This is a genomic window from Stenotrophomonas maltophilia group sp. msm1 (assembly GCF_032025805.1).
GTDB classification, from domain to species: domain Bacteria; phylum Pseudomonadota; class Gammaproteobacteria; order Xanthomonadales; family Xanthomonadaceae; genus Stenotrophomonas; species Stenotrophomonas hibiscicola.
This window is the reverse complement of the sequence record NZ_JAVSKH010000001.1, coordinates 1,095,421-1,119,343: the sequence shown is the minus strand read 5'-3', so window position 1 is coordinate 1,119,343 and position 23,923 is coordinate 1,095,421. Positions and strand designations below refer to the sequence as shown.

At 66.7% G+C, this 23,923-nt stretch carries 20 protein-coding genes; 8 read left to right on the top strand and 12 right to left on the bottom strand.

The features are described 5' to 3' along the window. Positions 1-104 precede the first annotated feature (104 nt). On the top strand, positions 105-1,619 hold the full coding sequence (locus tag ROV95_RS04945; protein ID WP_312543307.1) for an acetyl-CoA hydrolase/transferase family protein: 1,515 nt from the start codon (positions 105-107) through the stop codon (positions 1,617-1,619). Between the two features lie 109 nt (positions 1,620-1,728). On the opposite strand, the gene ROV95_RS04940 is transcribed toward ROV95_RS04945, so the two are convergent. The 9 genes from ROV95_RS04940 to ROV95_RS04900 form a co-directional block, all read right to left on the bottom strand. Then, positions 1,729-3,093: a VOC family protein gene (locus ROV95_RS04940; RefSeq protein ID WP_227854375.1), complete on the bottom strand. Its 1,365-nt coding sequence runs from the start codon at positions 3,091-3,093 to the stop codon at positions 1,729-1,731. Between the two features lie 164 nt (positions 3,094-3,257). After that, the gene (locus ROV95_RS04935; RefSeq protein ID WP_155028856.1) at positions 3,258-3,746 is read right to left on the bottom strand and encodes a hypothetical protein; all 489 of its coding nucleotides are present in this window, start codon (positions 3,744-3,746) and stop codon (positions 3,258-3,260) included. 31 nt (positions 3,747-3,777) lie between these two features. Next, a complete protein-coding gene (locus tag ROV95_RS04930; RefSeq protein WP_021202954.1) occupies positions 3,778-4,527 on the bottom strand; it encodes an HAD family hydrolase in 750 nt (249 codons plus the stop codon). Positions 4,528-4,611: 84 nt separating this feature from the next. Continuing rightward, positions 4,612-5,028, bottom strand: a complete 417-nt coding sequence (locus ROV95_RS04925; protein WP_019662197.1) for an EF-hand domain-containing protein — start codon at positions 5,026-5,028, stop codon at positions 4,612-4,614. 232 nt (positions 5,029-5,260) lie between these two features. Then, entirely contained in the window at positions 5,261-5,632 is a 372-nt protein-coding gene (locus tag ROV95_RS04920) for a hypothetical protein (RefSeq protein WP_180832986.1), read from the bottom strand. 211 nt (positions 5,633-5,843) lie between these two features. After that, a complete protein-coding gene (locus tag ROV95_RS04915; RefSeq protein ID WP_312543301.1) occupies positions 5,844-6,557 on the bottom strand; it encodes a M15 family metallopeptidase in 714 nt (237 codons plus the stop codon). Then, positions 6,490-8,043 carry a serine hydrolase domain-containing protein gene (locus ROV95_RS04910; RefSeq protein ID WP_312543300.1) on the bottom strand — a complete coding sequence of 518 codons (1,554 nt, stop codon included), beginning with the start codon at positions 8,041-8,043 and terminating at the stop codon, positions 6,490-6,492. Before ROV95_RS04910 ends, ROV95_RS04915 begins: the two co-directional genes overlap by 68 nt. 55 nt (positions 8,044-8,098) lie before the next feature. Further along, on the bottom strand, positions 8,099-11,122 hold the full coding sequence (locus ROV95_RS04905; RefSeq protein WP_180832988.1) for a TonB-dependent receptor: 3,024 nt from the start codon (positions 11,120-11,122) through the stop codon (positions 8,099-8,101). A 51-nt stretch (positions 11,123-11,173) separates the two neighbouring features. Beyond that, positions 11,174-12,646 (bottom strand): transglutaminase domain-containing protein, encoded by a 1,473-nt coding sequence (locus tag ROV95_RS04900; protein WP_312543299.1) that lies wholly within the window; start codon positions 12,644-12,646, stop codon positions 11,174-11,176. A gap of 132 nt (positions 12,647-12,778) precedes the next feature. Here ROV95_RS04900 and ROV95_RS04895 point away from each other — a divergent pair, with 132 nt between their 5' ends. The 6 genes from ROV95_RS04895 to ROV95_RS04870 all read left to right on the top strand — a co-directional run bounded on the left by ROV95_RS04895 (position 12,779) and on the right by ROV95_RS04870 (position 19,025). Then, positions 12,779-14,218 (top strand): SH3 domain-containing protein, encoded by a 1,440-nt coding sequence (locus ROV95_RS04895; RefSeq protein ID WP_312543297.1) that lies wholly within the window; start codon positions 12,779-12,781, stop codon positions 14,216-14,218. Beyond that, entirely contained in the window at positions 14,215-15,309 is a 1,095-nt protein-coding gene (locus ROV95_RS04890; protein ID WP_005415027.1) for a dipeptide epimerase, read from the top strand. The genes ROV95_RS04895 and ROV95_RS04890 overlap by 4 nt, the downstream gene beginning before the upstream one ends. Before the next feature lie 358 nt (positions 15,310-15,667). Continuing rightward, a complete protein-coding gene (locus ROV95_RS04885; protein WP_019662204.1) occupies positions 15,668-16,516 on the top strand; it encodes a MurR/RpiR family transcriptional regulator in 849 nt (282 codons plus the stop codon). A 15-nt stretch (positions 16,517-16,531) separates the two neighbouring features. Next, positions 16,532-17,293, top strand: a complete 762-nt coding sequence (locus ROV95_RS04880) for a L,D-transpeptidase family protein (RefSeq protein ID WP_312543295.1) — start codon at positions 16,532-16,534, stop codon at positions 17,291-17,293. Beyond that, entirely contained in the window at positions 17,290-18,591 is a 1,302-nt protein-coding gene (locus tag ROV95_RS04875; protein WP_164144987.1) for an amino acid permease, read from the top strand. Before ROV95_RS04880 ends, ROV95_RS04875 begins: the two co-directional genes overlap by 4 nt. A 110-nt stretch (positions 18,592-18,701) precedes the next feature. Next, entirely contained in the window at positions 18,702-19,025 is a 324-nt protein-coding gene (locus ROV95_RS04870; RefSeq protein ID WP_069139911.1) for a hypothetical protein, read from the top strand. Positions 19,026-19,132: 107 nt separating this feature from the next. Here ROV95_RS04870 and yiaA read toward each other — a convergent pair whose 3' ends face one another. After that, positions 19,133-19,585, bottom strand: a complete 453-nt coding sequence (gene yiaA / locus ROV95_RS04865; protein ID WP_171953321.1) for an inner membrane protein YiaA — start codon at positions 19,583-19,585, stop codon at positions 19,133-19,135. A gap of 168 nt (positions 19,586-19,753) precedes the next feature. Here yiaA and ROV95_RS04860 point away from each other — a divergent pair, with 168 nt between their 5' ends. After that, on the top strand, positions 19,754-20,923 hold the full coding sequence (locus ROV95_RS04860) for a PQQ-dependent sugar dehydrogenase (RefSeq protein ID WP_312543290.1): 1,170 nt from the start codon (positions 19,754-19,756) through the stop codon (positions 20,921-20,923). Between the two features lie 114 nt (positions 20,924-21,037). Here the strand turns inward: ROV95_RS04860 and ROV95_RS04855 are convergent, their stop codons facing one another. Together ROV95_RS04855 and ROV95_RS04850 are read right to left on the bottom strand one after the other, a co-directional pair. After that, positions 21,038-21,592, bottom strand: coding sequence for a hypothetical protein (locus ROV95_RS04855; RefSeq protein ID WP_312543289.1), 555 nt, complete (start codon positions 21,590-21,592; stop codon positions 21,038-21,040). Between the two features lie 128 nt (positions 21,593-21,720). Beyond that, on the bottom strand, positions 21,721-23,895 hold the full coding sequence (locus ROV95_RS04850) for a glycoside hydrolase family 3 N-terminal domain-containing protein (RefSeq protein ID WP_171953318.1): 2,175 nt from the start codon (positions 23,893-23,895) through the stop codon (positions 21,721-21,723). Between the last annotated feature and the right edge of the window lie 28 nt (positions 23,896-23,923).

Sequence of the window (23,923 nt, the reverse complement as noted above, 5' to 3'; positions counted from 1 at the left end):
GTATGGGTGAGCCCCTTGGGGGAAAAGCCATTCCACGAAGGTAGAACCCCCCGTACGGATGAGGATGGCCGATAATCGGGATTCCCCCCAGAAACACTGTCGTCATGTCTGTTGATCGCATCGCCAACGCGCGTCTTCGTGACCGCGTGGTCTCCGCCGAGGCCGCAGCCGCGCTGATCCAGCCCGGTGAAACCGTGGCCATGAGCGGCTTTACCGGCTCCGGGTATCCCAAGGCCGTTCCCGTGGAACTGGCCCGCCGCATCGAAGCGGTGCACGCCCAGGGCAATCCCTTCCAGATCAAGCTGATGACCGGCGCGTCGACCGCGCCGGAACTCGATGGCGCGCTGGCCAAGGCCGATGGCATCGCCATGCGCATGCCGTTCCAGAGCGACCCGGACGCGCGCAACCGTATCAACGAGGGCAAGCTGGATTACATCGACATCCACCTCAGCCACGTTGCCCAGCACGTGTGGTTCGGTTTCTACGGCGAGATCGACACCGCCGTGATCGAAGTCTCGGCCATCCGCGAGGACGGTTCGCTGGTGCCCTCCACTTCGGTCGGCAACAACAAGACCTGGCTGGACCTGGCCAGGAAGGTGATCGTCGAGGTCAACGAATGGCAGCCGGCCGGCGTTGACGGCATGCACGACATCTACTACGGCACCGCGCTGCCGCCGCACCGCAAGCCGATTCCGCTGGTGAACGCCAACGACCGCATCGGCGACACCGCGCTGCGCTGCGACCCGGACAAGATCGTGGCCGTGGTGCGCACCAACGGCCCGGACCGCAACAGCCCGTTCAGCCCGATCGATGCAACCAGCGAACAGATCGCTTCGCACCTGATCGAGTTCCTCAAGCACGAGGTGAAGAAGGGCCGCCTGCCGCCGAACCTGCTGCCGCTGCAGTCGGGCGTGGGCAACATCCCCAATGCCGTGCTGGCAGGCTTGGCCAAGAGCGGTTTCCGCGACCTGGCCGCGTTCACCGAAGTGATCCAGGACGGCATGCTCGACCTGCTGCGCGATGGCGTGCTGAGCTACGCCTCGTGCACCGGCTTCGCGCTGAGTCCGCAGGCCAACGAGACGTTCAAGGAGAACATCGATTTCTACCGCGAGCGCATCATCATGCGTACGCAGGAAATCTCCAACCATCCGGAACTGGTGCGCCGCCTGGGCTGCATCGGCATGAACGGCATGATCGAGGTGGACATCTACGGCAACGTCAATTCGACGCACGTGATGGGCACGCGCATCATGAACGGCATCGGCGGTTCGGGTGACTTTGCCCGCAATGGTTTCCTGTCAGCGTTCCTGAGCCCGTCCACCGCCAAGAACGGCACCATCTCGGCGATCGTGCCGATGGCCAGCCATGTCGATCACACCGAGCACGATGTGTCGGTGATCGTCACCGAACAGGGCCTGGCCGACCTGCGCGGGCTGACCCCGCGCAAGCGCGCGCAGGTGCTGATCGACAACTGCGCGCACCCGGATTTCCGCCCGCAGTTGCAGGATTACTTCGACCGTGCCAGCCGCGAAAGCTACGGCAAGCACACCCCGCACCTGCTGCCGGAAGCGCTGTCGTGGCACGAGCGCTGGCTGGATACGGGCACGATGAAGGGCTGACCCCGGGTCCGGACATCGGGTAGAGCCGGCCGCTGGCCGGCTTCCCTACAGCCGGCCAGCGGCCGGCTCTACCTCACGCGGTGCGCCCGGCCAGCGGCCGGCTCTACCTTCACGCGGTGCGCAGCGCCGCCAGCGATTCGGCCTGCAGCCGCTCGTAGATCTCGAACTCGTCGTTCACCGCCACGCCCAATGCCTGCTCGAAGGCCTCGCGGTTGGCATGCGCGGCATAGGCGCGCTGTTCTTCGCCACCCAGGTTCGACTGGAAAATGCCTGCGGCGCTGACCGGCAGGAAATCCTCGTAGACGATCGGGTCAGCCGTCGCCAGGCCGGCGGCCACCAGCACTTCAGCGGGAAGATCGGCCACGCGCTCCGGCGCGGCGCGGCCGGCGTCGGTCAGCTGGTAGCGGTAATACCCCAGGCCTTCCTGGCGCAGCGTGTCATGGTCATCCGGGAAGCTGGCGAACACCGCCTGCAGGCGCTGGCCGTAGTCGCCGCCGGTGCTGCCTTCGCCACCGGCGTCGCGGGCCTGCGACAACAGTTGGTCGTACAGCGCGCGGCCCTTCGGGGTCAGCGCCAGGCCGCGTTGTTCGATCTCGCCGAAGCGCGCGGTATGCGTGCCGGCGTCACCACCTTCGGCATCCGGGAAATGAACGGCTTCTTCCAGCGCCTTGAAGCTGGTCTGGCGCAGCAGGATCGGGCAGGCACGGCGCGGCGGACCTTCGATGACCGCCTTGGCCGCCATGCCGTGCTCGATCATTGCCGCCTGCGCCGCGTCGATGTCCAGCGTGCGCGGGGTCAGGTGGTTGATGTGCGGGCCACGGAAGCTGACCACGTCGGCCACCAGCCGGTGCGCGTTGTGCAGCGCGCGGTAGGTCGGCAGGTCGACCGTGGCGTCACCATGCCAGCGGAAGGTTTCCAGTGCTTCATCGACGAAGCGCTCGGCATCGGCCTGCGACAGGCCGCCGTCACGCTCGGCCTGCTCGATCAGTGCCAGTGCGCCGTCGGTAAAGATGCGGCGGCGTGACAGGATCTTCGCCGACTCGGCACGCAGCGCTTCATCTTCGATCAGTTCCAGGCGCAGCAGCGAGGTGAACACGCGGAACGGATTCTGTGCCAGCGCCGCGCCGGTGAGTGGGCGGAACGCGGTGGAGTGCACCGGCACGCCGGCCACCGACAGGTCGTAGTAGCCGACGGGGTACATGCCCATCACCGCGAACAGGCGGCGCAGCGTCGCCAGCTCCTGCGCGGTGCCGACGCGGATCGCGCCATGACGCTCTTCATCCAGCCGCGCACGCTCGTCGTTGCGCTGCAGCTGCGCGGCCAGCGCCGGGTCATGGGCAAGCACCTGCGCGTTGATCCGCTCCACCAGTTCCACCAGCGTGCCGTACAGCGGCACTTCGGTGCGGTACATGCGGGACATGGCCTGCGCAAACAGGCGGCGGATCACATCAGGCGAAACGAAAGAGGCGCTCATCAGTCACTCGATTACGGGAACGGGGAACAGCTCGGACCCGTATTGTCGCCGGAGCGCCCGGCGGCGGCGATACGCAGAGCAACATAAGGAAACCGGTAGTGCCGGCCGCTGGCCGGCAACCTCCGGATGCCTGGAATGGTGCAGGTGCCGGCCAGCGGCCGGCACTAGCGCTTGAGCTGGCGCTTCAGGGTGGCATCCAGCGTGATCGGCCGGTCCCAGTGCTGGTAGCTGGCCACGATGGCATGGCGCACAGCCCGGTAGTGCAGATTGTCCGGCTTGGTGGGCATGCGCTTGACCACCGCCTCCCAGCCGCCCTCCGGGTCCTGGCTGAAGGCACGCACGCTGTCGCGGCAGGTCTGGCCACTGGCCTTGGCCCAGAAGCAGGCGAAATAGATGTCTCCGGCCTGCCAGCCGTGGGTGGTGAACAGCGCGCTGATGTAGCCACGCGGCACGTCGGCATAGCGCGACACTTCGTCGAGGAAAGCGTCGGGGTAGCGTTCGGCGTAATGGTTGATGTCCCGCAGCTGGGCATCGACCCAGCTGTCGCCGGTGTCCACTTCGTAGGCGCTTGAGCGCTCGGCGGTCTGCTGGGCCAGCACGGTGGCCGGCGCCAACAGCAGGGACAACATCAGCGCGCGCAGTCGGTGGTTCATGCCCCGATTCTGCCGCAGCCGACGGGCCCTGTCAGGCCGCAGCGGCCTTGGCCTCGATCGCCGCCAGTGCGGCCGGCCAGTCGTGGGCGGTATCGGCAGTGACCATGCGCGGTTCGTCGTCGGCCACGCCATGCTGGGTCTCGTGGGCCCAGGTCACTGCGTACGGGGTATGCACGCCCCAGCCACCCAGGGTGACCACCGGCTCGATGTCCGAGCGCAGCGAGTTGCCGACCATCACGAAGCGCTGCATCGGCAGGTCGAATTCGGCCAGCACGCGGGCGTAGGTCTCCGGGTCCTTCTCGGAAACGATCTCGATGCGCGGGAAGAGCTCGGCCAGGTTGGCGACCTTGATCTTCGCTTCCTGGTGGAACAGGTCGCCCTTGGTGATCAGCACCACCGGGTAGTGCTCGGCGATGGCCGCCACCGCTTCGCGCACACCGTCGATCAGCTCGACCGGGTGGCGCAGGGTGTCGTGGCCGATCTCCAGGATGCGCTGGATGTCCTTGGCCTCGATGCGCTGGCCAGTGATGTCGATGGCCGCTTCGATCATCGACAGGGTCATGCTCTTGACGCCGTAGCCGAAGGTGCCCAGGTGGCGCTGCTGCACTTCCAGCAGGTGGCGCGCGGTCTGGGTGTCATGCACGTCGACGTAGCGCGACAGCAGGTCAAGATAATCCTGCTCGGCCTTGCGGTAGTAGTCCTCGCTCTTCCACAGCGTATCGTCACCGTCAAAACCGACCAGGCCGATGGCGCGCGACGGCGCAGGCGTGGAGGTGTTCATCGCGCAAGGATACAGGGGCCGTGGTGACGAAAAAAACCCGGGCGGCCGAAGCCGCCCGGGTTCCCATACGCCCCGATACGGGTCTTACCTGCCCTGCGCACCCTGCGCTGCGCCGCCGGCGCCGGCCTGCTGGGCGGCCACATAGGCCTTGTACTCATCGGCGCTCAGCTCACCGTCCTTGTTGGTATCGGCCTGGTCGAACACCTGGGCCAGGCCGGCGTTCACCTGCGCCTCGGTCTTGCTGATGGTGCCGTTGCCATCGGTATCGATGCTGGCCCAGGTCTGGCCACCGCCGTTGGCCTGGGCCGAGGCCGCTGCGGCCGCATTGGTTGCCTGGTCAGCCGCCTGGCCCGCCTGTGCCGCTGCCTGCTGCGCCTGGGCGGCCTCGTTCTGTGCCTGCGCGGCCTGCTGCTTGGCCGACTGGGCCATCGCCGGGATGGCCAGCACGCTGCCGGCGGCGACGATCAGGGCGATCAGGGGCTTGCGGTTGCGAATAGTCATCAGGGGTGTCTCCTACCGATTGGGTGGTGTTGCGCGGCGTGTTGATTCCGCACGGCACCTACCCTGCCACCGCGTTTCTGAATCGATTTTGCGCCGCGACCGGCGCCCACACGCGCGATTAACCACTGGCCTCCACGCATGCTTTAGCGCGGTGGTTAGGGTGAAGTGAGTGGCTCATAAGATGCGCATTCAGCGCCTCTGCATTTAACCGGCAGGCAACGAAAAACCTGCGTCAGTCGACGGTTTTTTCCGATGACCGCGAACTGAACAACACCCATGCAAGAGCAACACCGGCGAGCGCACCGGCGATTTCCAGCACCACACGGCTGCCGAGCTCGTTGGGATCGTGGATGGTGGCCAGGAAGATGCGCGCGTACAGCGGCGATTCCAGCCGCACGATGCCCATGTAGAACAGCTTCCATGCATCGATGCCGGCGGAGATGATCACGGCGATGACGCAGGACCAGCCGATCGCATGCCCCGCTGTCCAGTGCAGGAGCCGGCACAGCTGCAACCACAGGAAGTACACCAGCAGCCCGACCAGCAGGGCGATGGCGCCAGCTTCCAGGGTACCGAGCAGGCCGAAGTGCAGAGGAAGGTTCATCGGGTGGGCAGGGATGAAGAGGCGGCCAGTGTAAGGGATCTGCCCCGGACCCGATCCGGTAGCCACAGTAGATCCACGCCATGCGTGGATGAATCTCCATCCAAATCGAATATCTCGACGATTGAACAAGGAGCAGCCGAGCATGGGCTCGGCTCTACAACGGACCACGCGGGAAACTGTCAGAGGCGGGGCGGTGCCCTGCCGATACCGCCTAAAGCACTGGCACGTCGTACGCGGTGCCGGAATCCGGTTCGGGCTGCAGGGTGTAATGCCACCACTCCTGCGGATAGTTGACGAAGCCACGGCGCGCCATCGCCTGCACCAGCTGCTGGCGGTTCGCCTGCTGCACAGTGCTCAGCCCGCTCGTCTGCGTATGCGCACGTGGCCCGAAGAAGTCGAAGTCAGTGCCCATGTCCAACGGCGCACATGCACCGCTGCGGCAATCCAGCAGGCCCAGATCCACCGTGGCACCGCGGCTGTGGCCGGAGCGCTCGGCGATGTAGCCGTCAGCCAGCAGGCGTGGCTTGTCCAGATCCGGGTACTGCTGCGCCTTGCGCGAGAGCTCGCGCGGAACGTTCACCCAGGCCATGAACGCCTGCACCGAACGCACCGGCCGGTAGCAGTCGTAGAGGCGCAGGCCGAAGCCATCGGCGCGCAGGTCCTGTTCCACCTGTGCCAGTGCCTTTGCCACCGGCGCCAGCAGGTAGCACGATGGCGCCTCGTAGCCGGGCACGCGCGCACCGGTGAAGTTGTTGGCACCCGCATAACGGATATCCAGGTCGATGCGCGGCGACAGCGTGCGGATCTCCACCAGTCCGGCGCTGGCCGCGTCGGTGGCCGGTGAAACGCGCGGTGGCTCAGCGGCGCCGGTGGTCGCCGCCAGGGCAATCGCCAGTACGAGTGAAATGCAGGTCCTGGAAGTCATAGCTGAAGTCGATGTCCGGATCGATGGCGCGCAGGTCCAGTGTCGGTGCCGGGCCCTCGCCCGGCCGCAGCCACGCCTGTGCATCGTCACCCAGCGTATCCCAGCGCAGCAGCCAGCGCCCCTGCAGCTGCAGCACGGCCCCCTGCAGGCGGGGCGACTTGTCCACGCTGAAGCGCAGGCCGTCCTTGCCTGGGCACAGCGATGCGGGCCCCAGCCAGGGATCGCTGTAGCGTCCCTGCCAACGCGGCAGATCGGAAGCCGACGCCTGCCGCGCGTCCGACGTCGGCGGCCGCTGGTGCCCGGTTGCCGCACGAGCGGCCTGGTCCGCCTTCAGTTCGGCCAGGTATTCCATCGCCGGGCGCGCATCATCGGGGGCGGTGAAGCGTTTCAGTGCGGCCTGCATCAATGCGGTGCGCGCATCCTCGCCTTCACCGTTGATCAGCATCACCACGCCCACCTCGCGGTCAGGCAACAGTGCCAGCGACGAGTACATGCCCGACAGGGTGCCGGTGTGCGCCACCTTCCACTGCCCATCCATGTCCGACACCCGCCAGCCATAGCCGTAGCCATAGAAATGCGCGTTGTCCCAACGCCGCTGGCGTTCACCCAGCGCCATCGGCATGTGCAGGGTCCACAGCGTACGGCGCTGCTCAGCGTCCAACCAGCCAGGTGCCAGGGCGGGATCGAGCAGCACCTGCATCCAGCGCGTCATGTCGCGCAGCGAACAACGGATGCCGCCGGCCGCCATCGACGGCAGGTCCGGGCTGATCGCTCCATCCGCGTTCACTACCGCGTTGCGATCACCGCGCCAGGCATGCGGCTGCGCCACGTTGCCCACGCGCTTCACCGACCACGCCCCCACCTGGCAGCGCGTCATGCCCAGTGGTTCGAACACCTGCTCGCGCATCAGCTGGTCGTACGGCTTGCCACCCGCTGCCGCCGCCACTTCCCCGGCCACCACGTACATCAGGTTGTCGTAGGCGTAGCGGCTGCGGAAACTGCTGACCGGTTTCAGGTGCGCCAGCCCCGCGATGATGTCGGCACGGGTGAACGCGTTCGGCTCCGGCCACAGCATCAGGTCACCGGCGCCCAGGCCAAGGCCGCTGTTGTGGATCAGCAGGTCGCGCACCTGCATCTGCTCGCCCACCCACGCATCGTGCATGCGGAAGCCCGGCAGATATTGCTGCACCGGATCCTCCCAGCGCAGCTTGCCCTGCTGCACCAGCCGCGCCAGCAGCGCGGCGGTCATCGCCTTGCTGTTGGAGGCGATCTTGAACAGCGTGTCCTGGTCGATGCGGCCGCCGTCGCCACGCGCGCCTTCGGCGTGGCGATAGACCACCTGCCCGTTGTCGACCACCGCTATGGCCAGCCCGGGCAGGTGCTCGTGCTGGACCACGGCGGCGACGTCGGCATCGAGGGAGGCGATATCGGTCGGCGAAGCGGACGGTGCGGCCAGTGCCGCCGCGACGATCAGCAGGTGGTACATGCGCGCAGCCCCTCCATTGCCCGCGCCGTCACGGTGGACGGCGCGGATCGTGGCCTCAGAAGTTCCAGGTCACCACCAGCTGGGTGTAGCGCGGGGCCTGCCAGCGCGTCCCGGTGGCGAACGTCGCTTCGCGGTACTGGCCGGGCTGCGCTTCATAGCGCTGGTGCACGTTGATGGTCTTCTGGTTGTTGAACAGGTTGTACACAGACAGCCGTGCACTGAGATCGATACCCTCCACCGGCAGGCGCCAGGTTACGTTGGCGCCCATGGTCCAGGTCCACGGCAGGCGACCGAACGCGCCGCGCGGGCTGTACTCGAACTGGCGCTGGTTGTACGGGCCCGAACAGTTGGCCACGCACAGCCAGCCGGTGCCACCACCGCTACCTTCGCTGGAGGTACTGCCACCGGCGATGGAATCGTTTGGCCACATCACGCCGTAGGCCGTGATCGGGCCACCGGACTGCACCTGCAGCGTGGTGCCGAACGACCATTGCTTATTCAGCGCGTAAGCGGCACGCAGCTTGAACTGGTGGCGGAAGTCGTTGAACAGCACGCCATAGCGCTCGTTGGTGGCCGGATGGTCCCAGAACTGCACCATGCCCGTGTCGCCGTAGTTGGTATCGGAATTCACCGGGCCTTCGAAATTGCCCTCGCTCTTCGACCACAGGTAGGACGCGTTGAACATCCACTTCTCGTCCCAGGCACGGTCGATCTGGAACTCCAGTGCCTTGTAGGTGCGCTTGGGCTTGGAGTAACCGATCACCTCGCCGCTGCCGCCCTTCCGATAGCCGCTGTTGGCGGTGTCAATGGTGATCCAGCCTTCGGTGGCGCAGCCGATGCTCTTGTCGCCCCAGATCGTCAGGCTCTCGCCCGGGTTGGCGATCGGCCACAGCGTGCTGGGGGTCGGGCCGCATGGGGTGTAATTGATGCGGATGTCGTCCAGCGCACGGGTCATGCGTCGATAGGTGGCGTTGACGCCCCACGACCATGCCTGGTTGATCATGTTCTGGAAGCCCAGGATGTACTCGTCCTGGTAGACCGCCTTGAGGTCGCGATCCACACTCTGGCGCAGGTCGGCACCGCCGGTGTTCATGCGGGTGTCGGTCGGCCCGATCTGCTGGCCGACGACCGGTGCCATGTACGGTGAGCCGGTCGGCGAGGTTTTCCGCTCCCAGCCATTGAGCACGTAGTAGCTGTACTCGTCGGTCAGGCCACCTGCGAAATTCACGTTGATGTTGTTGGTGACAGGCAGGTAGTAGCGGCCGGCGTTGCCGAACAGCTTGGTGCTGCCATCACCGCGCATGTCCCACGAGAAGCCGACGCGAGGTGCGATCAGGTCATCCATCTTGATGAACGCCTTGCCGGCGGCGGTACGGTTCTCGAAACGGTCCCAGCGCACGCCCAGGTTCAGCATCAGGTTCGGGGTGATGTTCCAGATGTCTTCCACGTACAGCGCATTGGCTTCGGTCTCGAACGTGCCGCCCGACTTGCGGTTGCGCGCACGCAGCATTTCGGTAACGCCAGCCGGTACGTAGGCATTGGCACCGTCCCAGACTTCATCGCCGGGGCGCGCCACGTAGGCGGTGTAGCTCAGTTCGGTCGGGCCGGGGTAGCGGGTGGACTGCTTTGTGGTCATCAGCTCACGGTCGACACCGAAGCGCAGCAGGTGGTCACCCAGCTGCCATTCGAAGTCCAGTCGCGCCACGTCACGGGTATCGTCACGCTCGGCCACTGCCGTCCCCGTGGGGTGGCAGCCTGCGCGCAGGCCCTGCAGCTTGCCCAGGCGCGGGCCGTAGGTACTGTCGGTGAACACGGGGCTGCAGGCCTGATCCAGCGATGAATTGGTGAACGCACGCTGGTTGTTCTGGCCGACCATGGCGCGCGCGGTGAAGTTCTGTCCGAAGTGGCCGGTGTAGGTGGCCGACCAGTTGCGGCCGCCGGTCTCGGTGACCGAATCGCCGCCCCAGGCGCCGAGCTGGTCGGCGTTCCAGTTGTAACCGTACGACGCATTGGTGACATCGCCCTCATCCGAGAACGCCAGCAGCGCCAGGCTGTGGTTGTCGTTGATGTTCCAGTCCAGCTTGGTGCCCCAGAAGCCGTTGCCGGAATCGTTCTTGAACCAGGTACTGCCATCGGACGAGGTGTTGTGTCCCTTGTCGCTGCGGTCTTCGTACATCGCGAACAGGAACAGCTTGTCCTTGACGATCGGGCCGGAGCCCCACACGTTGGTCTTCAGGAAGGAGTTGTTGTCGCGGCTGCCGTAGGAATGCGGGGTGCCGTCGCGGTGGAAATGATCGCCGCCACTGGCGCGCCACGCACTGGGCTCGGCGGTGACTTCAACACCGCCCTCGAATTCGTTGCTGCCCGAACGGGTCACCGCATTGATCACGCCACCGGTGGAGCGCCCGAACTCGACCGAGTAGCCACCGGTCTTGACCTGGAATTCCTTGAAGAACGCAAATGGCGCAGTGCTGAAGCCACGACGGGTGTACATGTCGGTGACATTCAGGCCGTTGATGAAGACCGCATTCTCGGCCACCGATGAACCGGCGAACGACAGGCCACCGAATGACGAGTTGCCGCCGACCACGCCCGGCGCCATCAGCGCGACCGCAGACAGGTCCTGCGCCACCGGCAACCGCGAGATTTCCTGGCGGTTGATATTGAAGGATGTCTCGGTGGAGTAGACGTCCACGCGGTTGACCACGCGGGTGCCGACCACCTGCAGCGCATCGAGATTGGTGACGCCGCCGCCACTGGCCAGGTTGACCGTGGTGGTACCGCCTACTGCCACACTGACAGCAATCTGATCGCCCAGCTTCTGGCCATCGCGGCTGAGCTGCAGCTGGTAGTCACCTACCGGCAGCTGGCCGAGGCGGTAGCTGCCGTCGGCGCCGACGGTGACGGTACGGGTCAGACCCGTACTGTTGCTGACCACGGTCACCTGGTCGCCCGCGGTTGCACGGCCGGCAACTGCGCCGCTCACGTTCTGTGCCATCGCGATGCCGGGCAGCACTACGCCCAGACACGCCCCAAGGGCGACGCACAACGCCGCCCGCTTGATGCTGTAAGCCTTCATCCCCTGCTCTCTCCTGCAAGAATTGAATGGTGTGGAATGCGGTGTGTCGCGCTAGCGTTGCCTGGCTGGCAGTACCCGCCACTGGAAGTCGTAGCTCCATTGGTCGAAGTACAGGTTGCCGCCTGCCCACTCGGCCTCGCCGCGCTGCGAGTCGACCGTTTCCGAGCGGAAGTGCTGCTTGGCCGGCACGAAGGGCTGGCCGAAATCGTCGTTGAAGGCGATGCGGTAGCCGTCGAGGCCACCCAGGTAGAAATCGCGCAGTGCAGGCACATCGCTGGCAAGCGCGCCGGTGGTCACGTCCATCGGCAGCCAGCCATACGGCGCCAGGTAGACCTGCCCCCAGTCATGCAGGTTGTTGTAGCCGCTGCCATCGCCGGAGAACACCATGCCCGACTGCCAGCGCGCGGGAACGCCGTTCATGCGCAGCAGCGCGATCAGCAGCAGGGTCTGTTGGCCGCAGTCGGCATGGCCGGCATGCAGCGCGTAATCGCTGATGTTGCTGAGCGTGGAGTATTCGCGCGCACCGGCCCAGGGAATGCGATCCACGGCAGCAAACAGCTTGCGCAGCACTTCATACGGACGTGTCTCGCCCTGCAGTACCTGGTCGGAGAACAGCTTCAGCGCCGGGGTGAAGCGCACATGCGGCAGCTGCTCGGCCAGATAGGGCTTCAAGGCCGGATCAGCCGGGGTTGGCTGTACCTTGGCCGGGTCGATCGCGGTATGCCGGGCGAGGATCGTGACCGCGTAGCGGATCTCGAAGCGCGTCGGCTGCCCAGCCACTGCCTTGGCTTCCAGGTACGCGGTGCGCTGCAGGGTACTGGCCGGTGCCACCCGCGCCTTGCCCGGGGTGCTGCCCAGCCACTGCACCTGTTCCTGCTGCCCGGGGATCTCGCGCGGGTACGGAATCCACGCGCGGATCGTTTCACCGGCGGGCACCACATCGGATTTCACCGTGAGCGACTGGGTGAATTCGTAGCGCTGCGGCAGTACCGACGCCTGGCCACTCTGTTCGGCCGCGGCAACCACGCCTACGTGGTGGGCGTTGAGCACTTCGTTGGGGCCCGGAGGCGGCATCGGTGCATCCGTGCGGCGGCGCGCGCGTGCTTCGTCGCTGAGCAGGAACAGGTTCGACGGTGCGCGCTTGAAGTACCAACGCTCGCCATCGGTATCGAGATGCTCGATCAGGCCGAGTTGGTCCCAGCGCGCAAACTCCTCGTCGGTCAGATCGGGAATCCAGCGGCGCACGGCCGCCTTGGCCGCGGCCTCGTCGAGGGAAAAATCCAGGCGGATGCGGCGCATGCGCTCGCGCTGGAAGGTCCCCTCGGTGGTATCGCCTGCCGTTGCCAGCAGCGCTTCGGCATCGCTGAAGCGACCGCTGTCGATCAGGTCGATCACCTGCGTCTGGCGCGCCCGCTGCTGGCTGCTATGCCCATCCGTCGCGTGCGTGGCCGACACCCACAGCAGCAACACGGCACCCAGGCCGGCGGCGGCAGTCAGACGCGGTTTGCGAACGGCAGGATCCACAGCGACACTTCCCCAGCGCGGGTGGTAATGGCTGTGTAACACGGGCCGGGATGCCGGTCAATAATTTATTCTTGCTTTCCATGCCAAAAGGAATAAATATTCCAACAGGCATTCGAGGAGGGTGTGCACCGCATGAGCCTGGCTTTCCGCGAACGGCACCGGCATTGGCCGCGCCGCTTGACCCTGGCCCTGTGCCTGCTGGCCGCTCCGGCCTTTGCACAGGCGGCCCCACCGCCCGACCCGGGTGCGCCGCTGCCCTATGTGATCGGCCTGCACGAGGCCTATCTGACCCCGCAGTACTGGGCCGCGCGCCTGGACAACGCCGATGCGCCGATTCTGGATCGCGCGCAGATCGAAGCACAGAACGCGCGGATGCGGGCGCAGGACAGCCACATCCAGGACATCGCCGCACTGCCCGCCCAGCTTGATGCGGCGACGGTTCGCGCCAGCATCACCGCGCTGTCGAGCTGGCCCACCCGCGCCCTCTACAACGACAAGGGCCAGGCGATCGCACCCGCGCTGCGCAGCGCGATCGAAGCCAACCTCGGCCTCGATGCGATCCCTGCCAAGGTGGCACCGGCCTACGGGCTGGTGGTGAAGCGCGCGGCACTGCGTACCTTCCCCACCCGCGAGCGGGTCTTCAGCACTGCCGGTGACACCGACATCGACCGCTTCCAGGAATCGGCACTGTTCCCCGGCGACAAGGTCGCCGTGGTCCACCGCAGCGCCGACGGCCGTTGGCTGTTCGTGCACAGCGAGCGCTACAGCGCGTGGATCGAAGCCGACGCCATCGCCGGCGGCGACAAGGCCACGGTGCTCGGTTATGGCACGAAGGGCCCTTACCGCATCGTCACCGGCGCCACCGCACAGACCGCCTATACCCCGGAGGAGCCGCGCGTCTCGCGCCTGCAGCTGGACATGGGCGTGCGCCTGCCGGTGCTGGCCGACTGGCCCGCTTCAGAACCGGTGAACGGCCAGCAGGCGCACGCCTCGTGGGTGGTGCAGTTGCCGGTGCGGGAAGCCGATGGTCGCCTGAAGCTGGTGCCGGCGCTGCTGCCGCGCTCGCAGGACACCGCCGCCGACTACCTGCCACTGACCCCGCGCCTGCTGCTGCAGCAGGCCTTCAAGTTCCTCGGCGAGCGCTACGGTTGGGGCCACGACTACGACACGCGCGACTGCAGCGGTTTCGTTTCCGAGATCTACCGCAGCTTCGGCGTGCTGCTGCCGCGCAATACCAGTGCACAGGCGGTCAGCCCGGCACTGGATCGCCTGCCGTTCACCGAGAAGGTCGGCAAGGCCGCGCGCGACCGTGCCGTCACCGACCTGAAGGTCGGCGACCTGGTCTACATCCCCGGCCACGTAATGATGGCCATCGGCCACGTCGACGGCCGCACCTGGGTGATCCACGATACGGCGGGCGGCAGCTGGTTCGGTGCCGACGGCACGCGCGTGCAGGCCCATCTCAATGGTGTTTCGGTCACGCCGCTGGAGCCGATGATGGCCAGCGACACCGTCCGCTACATCGACCGCATCACCAACATCCAGCGCCTGCGGGCCAAGACTCCCGAATGAAGATCACCGCCATCGAACTGGGCATGCTGCGCGTGCCGTTGAAGACACCGTTCAAGACCGCGCTGCGCACGGTGGAAACCGTGGAAGACGTGGTGGTGCTGATCCGCACCGACAGCGGCAACACCGGCTATGGTGAAGCCCCGGCCACCGCCGTGATCACCGGCGATACGCACGGCTCGATCATCGAGGCGATCCGCCACTTCATCGCCCCGCGCCTGATCGGCCAGGACGTGGTCAACCTCAACCACCTGTGCACGCTGGTGCAGACCGCGATGGAGCGCAACACCAGCGCCAAGGCCGCGGTGGAGATCGCCCTGTACGACCTGTGGGCGCAGCTGCACGGTGCGCCGCTGTACCAGATGCTCGGCGGCGGCGACCCGGTGATCACCACTGACATCACCATCAGCGTGGACTACATCGACAAGATGGTGGCCGATTCGTTGTCGGCGATCGAACGCGGCTTCGAGTCGTTGAAGATCAAGGTCGGCAAGGACATCGGGCTGGACATCGAACGGGTCAAGGCGATCCATGCCGCCGTGGAAGGCCGCGCCCTGCTGCGCCTGGATGCCAACCAGGGCTGGACCGCCAAGCAGGCGGTGCATGCGATGCGCACGCTGGAGGAAGCCGGCGTGGTACTGGAGCTGCTGGAGCAGCCGGTGAAGGCCGCGGACATCAGTGGCCTGAAGTACGTCACCGACCGCGTCAACACGCCGGTGATGGCCGACGAAAGCGTGTTCAGCCCCAGCCAGGTGATGGACCTGATCCAGCAGCGCGCAGCCGACATCATCAACATCAAGCTGATGAAGACCGGCGGCCTGTCCAACGCGATCCGCATCGCCGACATCGCCGGCATCTACGGCGTGCCGTGCATGATCGGCTGCATGATCGAGTCGAGCATCAGCGTGGCCGCAGCCGTGCACCTGGCCGTGGCCAAGAGTGATGTGATCACCAAGGTTGACCTCGACGGTCCCTCGCTGGGCCAGTTCGACCCGGTCAGCGGTGGCGTGCATTTCAACGAATCGGAGATCAGCATCAGCGACGTGCCGGGGCTGGGCATTACTGAGGTGCGTGGGCTGGAGATGCTGGGGTGATTTCTGCCTTGCGGCTGACGTTGCGTGCCACTGGCGCTGGGTCGCGCGTTACTTTTCTTTTCGCGAAAAGAAAAGTAACCAGAAGAAACGCTCCGCCGGCCGCTAGCCGGTGCTACGCACCGGTTCCCTGCGCTCCTCGGCCCGTCGAGGGACGGCGCGGGAACTCGCTACGCTCAGACACCCGCGCCTCTTCGCCCTCGCCGGACCTGCGGTGCCCGGCTCGCTTGAGGGCGGACTCAACGTCAAAAGCAACAACTGCGCTCCGTAACCTCTTCGAGGCTGGAACCCGCTCGACCCATTCCATGACACGCTCTACGCTGCCAGCCGCAACGCGCCCACACATGCCCGGACACCCCGCATGCCGCCCCTGCTGAAGATCCGCACCGAGCGCGGGCAGATGTCGGCCATCGAGCGCCGCATCGCCGACTTCATCCTCGACAACGCCCACCTGCTGCGCGACTACTCGTCACAGCAGCTGGCCAGTGCGCTCGGCATCAGCCAGTCCAGCGTGGTGAAGTTCAGCCAGAAGCTCGGCTTCAAGGGCTACCCGGACCTGAAGTACTCCATCGGCCAGGACGTCGCCCGCGCCGGTGCCGATCCGCAGCAGGCGCCCGACGAACCCGACAGCGGCGATGACTACCTGCGCCTGGGCGAGGCGCTGCGCCGCAGCAAGGCGCAGGCCGAGGAGGAAACACGCCAGGCCAATCCACGCGCGGAGATCGAGCGCATCGTGCAGCTGCTCGACGGTGCGCCCAAGCTGTTCGTGTACGGCCTGGGAGACGACGGCCTGTTCGCCCGCGAGTTTGCCATGCGGCTGTCGCTGCTCGGGCTGCTGGTGGTACCCCACACCGACCCGATCCTGATGCTGGCCAACCTCTCGGCCGCGCGCCCGGGCGATGCGCTGCTGGTGTTCTCCGAATTCGGCAACCTGCCGCAGCTATCGCAGCTGTCGCGCCAGTTCCAGGACATGGGGGGCAAGATGATTTCCATCACCCGCCATACCGCCAACCCGCTGCGCGCGCATGCTGACGCAGCGCTGGTGGTGTGCGCGCACGATCGTACGCCGCAGGTCGCGCAGCTGCTGTACCGTAGCGCCATGCACGCCCTGCTCGATTTCCTGTTCGTGCTGCTCTGCCACACCAATCCGGACCGCCAGCAGCAGCTTGCGGTGAACCTGGAGCGGATCGACCACCTGCTGGATTCCTGACCGGAGCACCTGTTGATGAAATCACTGGTCCGTCTCGCTACCGCTGCACTGCTGCTTGCTACGGCGGTATGCGTCCACGCTGCGCCGCTGGATGGCGCGCGCCAGCTGATCGTGGTCACCAGCGAAGGCTGGGACAGCACCCAGGGGCAACTGCAGGCCTATGTGCGCGACGGCAAGGGCTGGCACGCGCATGGACAGGCGTTCCCGGTGGCACTCGGCCGCACCGGCAGTGCCTGGGGCCTGGGCCTGCACCCGGCGCAGGCCGACGGCCCGCAGAAGCAGGAAGGCGATGGCCGCAGCCCGGCCGGCATATTCGCGCTCGGCAGTGCGTTCGGCTATGCCGTCACCCGCCGCGGCACCGCCATGCCCTACCAGCCGATGCTGGACAGCAGCTACTGCATGGACGTGCCCGGTTCGCCGTTCTACAACCGCATCGTTGATGAAAAGAAGGTCGGCAATGCAGCGGTCAAGGGCTCCACCGAGCCGATGCGGCTGGATCTGCACAACAAGGGCGACGTGCGCTACCGGGAGGGCTTCGTGATCGCCCACAACCCGGACAACCAGCCCGGCAAGGGCAGCTGCATCTTCGCCCATCTGTGGCGCCAGCCCGGCGAGGCCACCGCCGGCTGCACGGCCATGCCGCAGGAACGCATGCAGGCACTGCTGGACTGGCTGCGGCCGCAGGACGCGCCGCGTTTCGTGCTGCTGCCGCGCGCCGAGTACAGGCGACTGCAGGCGCAATGGGAGCTGCCTTCATTGAATGGAGACGGCCATTGAGCGCACAGGACGAACCGCAGCTGCAACGCGCGGTCAGCCGCTGGCAGATCGTCGGCCTGTCGATCAACGATGTGATCGGCAGCGGCATCTACCTGCTGCCGGCCGCCACCGTCGCCCTGCTCGGCCCCTTCAGCCTGTGGGGCGTGGTCGCCGCCGGCATCGTCGTGGCCTTGCTGGTGCTGTGCTACGCGCAGGCCGCCAGCTACTTCGATGAACCCGGCGGCAGCTACCTGTATGCACGCGAGGCGTTCGGGCGCTTCGCCGGCTTCGAGATCGGCTGGATGATCTGGCTGACCCGCATCAGCTCGGCGGCCGCACTCAGCAACGCGCTGGCCGATGCCGTCGCGCGTTTCTGGCCGTGGGCCGGTGCCGGCATGGGGCGCATCGCGGTGATCGTGGTGTCGCTGGGCTTCCTGACCGGCGTCAACATCATCGGCGTGCGCTCGGCCGCGCGTACCGGCGTGGTGCTGGTGATCGGCAAGATGCTGCCGCTGCTGCTGTTCGTGGCCATCGGTGCGTTCTACATCGACCCACAGCTGGCCTTCTCCGGCCAGCGTCCGGACCCGCATGACCTGCAGCGCATGGGCGAGGCCGCCTTGCTGCTGCTGTACGCCTATGCCGGCTTCGAGAACATCCCGGCCGCCGCCGGCGAGTACCGCAATCCGCGTCGCGATATTCCGTTCGCGCTGATCACCATGATCATCACCGTCACCGTCATCTACGGCGCGGTGCAGGTGGTGGCACAGGGCACGCTGGCCGGCCTGGCCAGCTCGGCCACGCCGCTGGCCGATGCCGCTGCCGGCTTCGGCGGCGAAGCACTGGCGCTGATCCTGACGGTCGGCGCCACCATCTCCATCCTCGGCACCAACAGCAACACGATGATGATGGGCCCGCGCTTCCTGTTCGCACTGGCCCGCGATGGCTATGGGCCGAAGATCCTGGCGCAGGTGCATCCGCGCTTCCACACGCCGGCCGCGTCGATCCTGTGCCAAGGCCTGATCGCGCTGGGCCTGGCCCTGTCCGGTTCGTTCGTGCAGCTGGCCCTGCTGTCGATGACCACGCGCCTGTTCGCCTACATCGGAACGGCCGCTGCGGTACTGGTACTGGCCAAGCGCTACGCCGACCGCCCGGGCGCGTTGAAGCTGCCCGGTGGGCCGTTGATTCCGGTGCTGGCGCTGCTGCTGTGCCTGGCCCTGTTCGCCAGTGCCAGCTGGCAGAACATCGCAGCTGCACTGATCGCGTTCGCCATCGGCGCGGTGATCTACAAGCTGCCGCGCAAGGATGCCGACGCCGGATGACCGATAGCGCCGGGCCATGCCCGGCGGATTGATCTGGTGATCACGCTGCCGGACCGGGCCGTTAACCGCCACGCAGGCACGATCAGGCTTCGTCCACAACGGAGCCTTCCATGACCGAGTACCAGATTCCCGGCCGCGTACCGGACGACAGCACGCCGCGCGACGCGGTCAGCAACTACTGGCGCGAACGCTACACGGCCGAGCCGTACTACGACGACCAGTTGTTCTTCGAGGACTACGAGCCTGCCTACCGCATCGGCCACGCCGCGCGTGCGCAGGACATGATCCGCGCCTACGAGCAGGTCGAAGCCGAGCTGGAATCGCGCTGGGCCAATGAACGTGGCCGCAGCCGGCTGGAATGGGCGCAGGCACGCAATGCCGTGCGCCGTGGCTGGGACGAAGCGCACCTGGCGGACCCGCTGTTGAAGCGATAGCGCCATGCTTCTGTAGAGCCGGGCCTACGCTCGGCTCTCGCACCACGTCTGTAACGTCGAGCCATGCTCGACTGAGCCGAGCATGGCTCGGCTCTACACCGGATCGATCATTCCTGTTCCGGCAGCGGCGGCACGATCGCGCTGTGCTTGCTCCCGCCACCACCGGCGGCGATCAGGTCGCGGGTGTTCTTCTGCACGGCCACCGCGCCGAACAGCGACAGTGCATACGCCATGCCGTAGAAGCCCTTCTCGCTCGGTGCCAGCGTGGCATTCCACAGGCCAACCAGCAGCAGCATCAGCGCCGACAGCAACGCGAACCAGCACAGCGCGTAGTACAGGCCACTCACCGCAATGCCTTCGACCCGGTCGCGCACGCTCTTCTGCAGCGACACCGCCGCGAACAGGCCGAACAGCAGCAGGGTCAGGTAGTAGCCCTTCTCGTTGAGCGCCATCGTGGCATTGAACAGGCCGATCAGGTAGGCCGCCGCACCCAGCAGCAGGGCCACCCATGAGGCGGCGATGAAGGCGGTGGAGGGCTTGTGGGGCATGGCAGTGTTCATTGCAGGTCCTTGGCAGGCAGACGGGCACGCTTTGCCCGGGCGTGCCCACCCTAGACGATCCCGCCGCGCTCGCACAGGGGTCGCAGGACCTTCGGGCCACGACGCTCACGGCGCCGGTGGTATACAAGGGACAGCCCGGCCATCCGCATCCCCGCACTGGAGATACCCATGACCCGCACGCCCCTGCTGCTCGCCCTCGGCCTTGTGCCGATCCTTGCCACCTCCGCCTGCAATGCCGCCGACCCGGCCGCCAACGGCGCCCAGACCGCAGCGCCCGCAGCCTCCACCACTGCCGACCAGCGCCCGTTCACCGCCACCGAAATCAGCCGCTTCGACCAGCCGTGGGCGATGACCTTCCTGCCGGACGGCAGCCTGCTGGTCACCGAAAAGCGCGGCAAGCTGCAGCACCTGGACCTGGCCAGCGGCCAGAAGCATGAGATCACCGGCGTTCCGAAGGTCGCTTACGGCGGCCAGGGTGGCTTCGGTGACGTTATCCTGCACCCGCAATTCGCGAGTAATCACGTGATCTACCTCAGCTACGCCGAGGAAGGCACGCTGGACACCCGCGGTGCTGCCGTGGCCCGGGCCACGCTGGCACTGGATGCCAACGGCGGTGGCCAGCTGAAGGACCTGAAGGTGATCTGGCGGCAGAGCCCCAAGGTCAGCGGCGAAGGCCACTACGGGCATCGCCTCGCGTTCGGCCCCGACGGCAAGCTGTGGATCAGTTCCAGCGAGCGCCAGAAGTTCGATCCGGCCCAGGACATGGGCGGCAACCTCGGCAAGATCATCCGTCTCAACGACGATGGCAGCCTGCCCGCCGACAACCCGTTCGCCTCACAGGGCGGCGTTGCCGCGCAGGTGTGGTCGCTGGGCCACCGCAACATTCTGGGCATGGCCTTCGACGCGAACGGCAAGCTGTGGGCACACGAGATGGGCCCGGCCGGCGGCGACGAACTGAACCTGATCGTGCGCGGCGCCAACTACGGCTACCCGATCGTTTCCAATGGTGACCATTACGACGGCCGGCCGATTCCCGACCACGACACGCGCCCGGAATTCGCCGCGCCGAAGGTGACCTGGACGCCGGTGATCTCGCCGGCCGGCTTCGTGATCTACAGCGGCAACCTGTTCCCGCAGTGGAAGGGCAGCGGCTTCATCGGTGGCCTGTCGTCGACCTCGCTGGTGCGTGTGGCCTTTGACGGCGACGGCGCGCGCGAAGCTGAGCGCTTCAGCATGGGAGAGCGCATCCGCGAAGTGGAACAGGGTCCGGATGGCGCCCTGTGGCTGCTGGAAGACGGCAGCAAGGCGCGCCTGCTGAAGCTCACCCCGAAGACCTGATGCCCCGGTAGTGCCGGCCGCTGGCCGGCACCGGATCCTTCCGGCATCCGGCGGTTGCCGGCCAGCGGCCGGCACTACCCTGCCAAACGGCCCCGCACGCGGGGCCGTCTGCGTTTACTGGATGGTGATGACCTTCACCTCGGTCTTCGTGCAGGCCTGGTCCAGGCACTGGCCGCTCAACCACACCTGGCCGCTGCCGATCATCACGCCCTGCTGGTTGACGAACACCTTGCCGAAGTCCTGCCCGGACACTGCCTTGACCACCTCCGGCGTGATGATCTTCTCGTAGTTGCGCTGGAACTCTCCGGGGCCGGAGATCTTCTTTCCGCCGCTGATGTTCAACGGGAATCGCACTTCCTCGACCACCGCAGCGCGATCCCCGCCGACCACGGCGGTCTTGAACGCATTGAAGACCTTCTCGAACTGCGCGGCATCGCCAAGCAGCGACTCGATGCGCGCACGCGCATCCTCGGCGGGCGCCTCGGCTGCCGGTGCGGGCGGTGCTAAGTCGGCGGGGCCAGCAGCCGGCGCTGTCGATTCAGCGGCAGGCGTCGCTGCTGCGTTCGCTTCCATCGGCGGCGGCGCATCCGCCGCAGGCTGCGCCGGCGGCTCAGGCTGCGAACAGGCCGCCAGCAGCAGAGCGGGAATCAGGTAGGCCATCCGGCGCATACGCGCACTCCATCGAAACAGGAAGCCCGATGGTAGCGCCGCCACAGTGACGGCAACAAAAAGGGGACGGAGGGGATTAAGTCGTTAGTGGCACAAACGACTTAATCCCCTCCGTCCCCTTTTTCTGATCAGGCCTTCAGCAGTTCGAACTGCACCGCTTCGCCAGCCGCCGAGGACGCGCACACCCACAGGTCGAACAGGCCCGGCTCGGCACGCAGCACGCCGTCGCGGCCGGTAAACGCCAGCTGCTCGCGGGTCAGGGTGAACACCACGTCGGTCGACTCGCCCGGCTGCAGTGCCACCTTGCGGAAGTCCTTCAGTTCGCGCACCGGACGCACGCGGCTGGCCACACGGTCGTGGATGTACAGCTGCACGACTTCCTCGCCAGCAACGCTGCCGGTGTTGGTCAGCGTGGTGGTGATGGTCAGGGTGTCGTCCCAGCCGAGCTGTGCAGTGCTCAGCTGCGGCACGCCGTAGGCGAAGGTGGTGTAGCCGATGCCATGGCCGAACGGGTACAGCGGTTCGTTCGGAATCTCGCGCCAGCGGGCCTTGAACTCCGACATCGTTGGCAGTTCCGGGCGACCGGTGCGCGGGTGGTTGTAGAAGTACGGCTGCTGGCCGGACACCTGCGGGAAGCTGACCGGCAGGCGGCCGGACGGGCTGTAGTCGCCGAACAGCACATCGGCCACGGCATGGCCGGTCTGCGTGCCCAGGTACCAGGTCACCGCCACAGCCTGTGCATTGCGCACCGCGCCCTGCAGCGCCAGCGCGCGGCCATTGCGCAGCAGCACCACCAGCGGCTTGCCGGTCATCGCCACGGCCTCGGCCAGCGCCTGCTGTGCCGGCGGCAGGGTGATCTCCACGCGCGACTGTGCTTCGCCGCTGTAGCGCTGCGGTTCGCCCAGCGCCAGCACCACCACATCGGCGCGCAGCGCGGCAGCCACCGCCGCTTCGGTACCGCCCGGAATGGCCGCTTCCAGTTCGCAGCCCGGCACGATTTCCAGCATCGCTTCGTCGCCGATGGCGGCACGCACGCCGGTCTCCAGGTCCACGTAACGCTGCTTGTCGCCGAACAGCGTCCAGCAGCCTTCGATGTTCTCGCGGTCCTGCACGAACGGGCCGATCAGCGCGATCTTCTGCCCGGTCTTCTGCAACGGCAGCACGTTGTCGCGGTTGTTCAGCAGCACGATCGAACGCCGCGCGGCGTCGCGCGACAGTTGGTCATGCGCGTCGAGGTACGAGGTATCGGCTTCGCGTGCCGGGTCAAGCGAACGGTACGGGTCGTCGAACAGGCCGATGGTTTCCTTCAGCCACAGGATGCGCCGCACGCCCTCATCCAGCACCGCCATCGGCACCTCGCCGCTCTCGACCAGGCCCGGCAGGTGCTCAGCATAGAAGCCGCTCTGCATGCTCAGGTCCAGGCCGGCGGTGAACGCCTTGGCGGTGGCATCGCGGTCGTCGGCGGCATAGCCGTGGGCGACCAGCTCCATGTCAGCGGTGTAGTCGGAGATCACCACGCCCGGGAACTTCCATTCGCCGCGCAGGATGTCGGTCAGCAGTTCAGCGTTGGCACTGGCCGGCACACCGTTGATGTCATTGAACGAGGACATCACGGTGATCGCGCCGGCGTCGAAGGCGGCCTTGAACGGTGGCAGGTGCACGTCGCGCAGGGTCTGCGGCGAGATGTCCACCATGTTGTATTCCATGCCGGCCATCACCGCGCCGTAGGCGGCGAAGTGCTTCGGCGTGGCCAGCAGCGAATCGGCGGCGCGCAGGTCGCTGCCCTGGAAGCCGCGCACGCGGGCGGCGGCGAACGCACAGCCCAGCACCACGTCCTCACCGGCCCCTTCGGCGCCACGGCCCCAGCGCTGGTCGCGGGCGATATCCACGGCCGGGGCGTAGGTCCAGTGCAGGCCAGCGGCCGTGGCCTCGATGGCGGTGGCGCGCGCGGTGCGCTCGGCCAGGTCCGGCTCGAAGCTGGCGGCCTCGCCCAGCGGAATCGGGAACACGGTGCGCATGCCGTGGATGACGTCGGCGGCCAGGATCACCGGGATGCCCAGGCGGCTCTCCTCGGTGGCGACCTGCTGGATGCGACGGCCCAGCTCGGCGCCCACGCCATTGAACAGCGAGCCGACCTTGCCCTCGCGCACCTGCTGCAGCACCTGGTCGGCATTGCGCACGTTGGCTTCCGGGTTCACGTCCGGGGCGAACGGGCGGACCATGTCCGCGAAGACACCCAGCTGGCCGACCTTTTCCTCGACGGTCATCTGGGCAATGAGGGATTCGATGCGTTCGGAGGCCACCGGCAGTCCTTGATGAAAACGTTTACAA

Excerpts from the sequence above, each read along its gene's own strand:
- ROV95_RS04945 (WP_312543307.1), top strand. The coding sequence starts at position 105 with ATGTCTGTTGATCGCATCGCCAACGCGCGTCTTCGTGACCGCGTGGTC.
- ROV95_RS04940 (WP_227854375.1), bottom strand. The coding sequence starts at position 3,093 with ATGAGCGCCTCTTTCGTTTCGCCTGATGTGATCCGCCGCCTGTTTGCG.
- ROV95_RS04935 (WP_155028856.1), bottom strand. The coding sequence starts at position 3,746 with ATGAACCACCGACTGCGCGCGCTGATGTTGTCCCTGCTGTTGGCGCCG.
- ROV95_RS04930 (WP_021202954.1), bottom strand. The coding sequence starts at position 4,527 with ATGAACACCTCCACGCCTGCGCCGTCGCGCGCCATCGGCCTGGTCGGT.
- ROV95_RS04925 (WP_019662197.1), bottom strand. The coding sequence starts at position 5,028 with ATGACTATTCGCAACCGCAAGCCCCTGATCGCCCTGATCGTCGCCGCC.
- ROV95_RS04920 (WP_180832986.1), bottom strand. The coding sequence starts at position 5,632 with ATGAACCTTCCTCTGCACTTCGGCCTGCTCGGTACCCTGGAAGCTGGC.
- ROV95_RS04915 (WP_312543301.1), bottom strand. The coding sequence starts at position 6,557 with ATGACTTCCAGGACCTGCATTTCACTCGTACTGGCGATTGCCCTGGCG.
- ROV95_RS04910 (WP_312543300.1), bottom strand. The coding sequence starts at position 8,043 with ATGTACCACCTGCTGATCGTCGCGGCGGCACTGGCCGCACCGTCCGCT.
- ROV95_RS04905 (WP_180832988.1), bottom strand. The coding sequence starts at position 11,122 with ATGAAGGCTTACAGCATCAAGCGGGCGGCGTTGTGCGTCGCCCTTGGG.
- ROV95_RS04895 (WP_312543297.1), top strand. The coding sequence starts at position 12,779 with ATGAGCCTGGCTTTCCGCGAACGGCACCGGCATTGGCCGCGCCGCTTG.
- ROV95_RS04890 (WP_005415027.1), top strand. The coding sequence starts at position 14,215 with ATGAAGATCACCGCCATCGAACTGGGCATGCTGCGCGTGCCGTTGAAG.
- ROV95_RS04885 (WP_019662204.1), top strand. The coding sequence starts at position 15,668 with ATGCCGCCCCTGCTGAAGATCCGCACCGAGCGCGGGCAGATGTCGGCC.
- ROV95_RS04880 (WP_312543295.1), top strand. The coding sequence starts at position 16,532 with ATGAAATCACTGGTCCGTCTCGCTACCGCTGCACTGCTGCTTGCTACG.
- ROV95_RS04870 (WP_069139911.1), top strand. The coding sequence starts at position 18,702 with ATGACCGAGTACCAGATTCCCGGCCGCGTACCGGACGACAGCACGCCG.
- yiaA (WP_171953321.1), bottom strand. The coding sequence starts at position 19,585 with ATGAACACTGCCATGCCCCACAAGCCCTCCACCGCCTTCATCGCCGCC.
- ROV95_RS04860 (WP_312543290.1), top strand. The coding sequence starts at position 19,754 with ATGACCCGCACGCCCCTGCTGCTCGCCCTCGGCCTTGTGCCGATCCTT.
- ROV95_RS04855 (WP_312543289.1), bottom strand. The coding sequence starts at position 21,592 with ATGCGCCGGATGGCCTACCTGATTCCCGCTCTGCTGCTGGCGGCCTGT.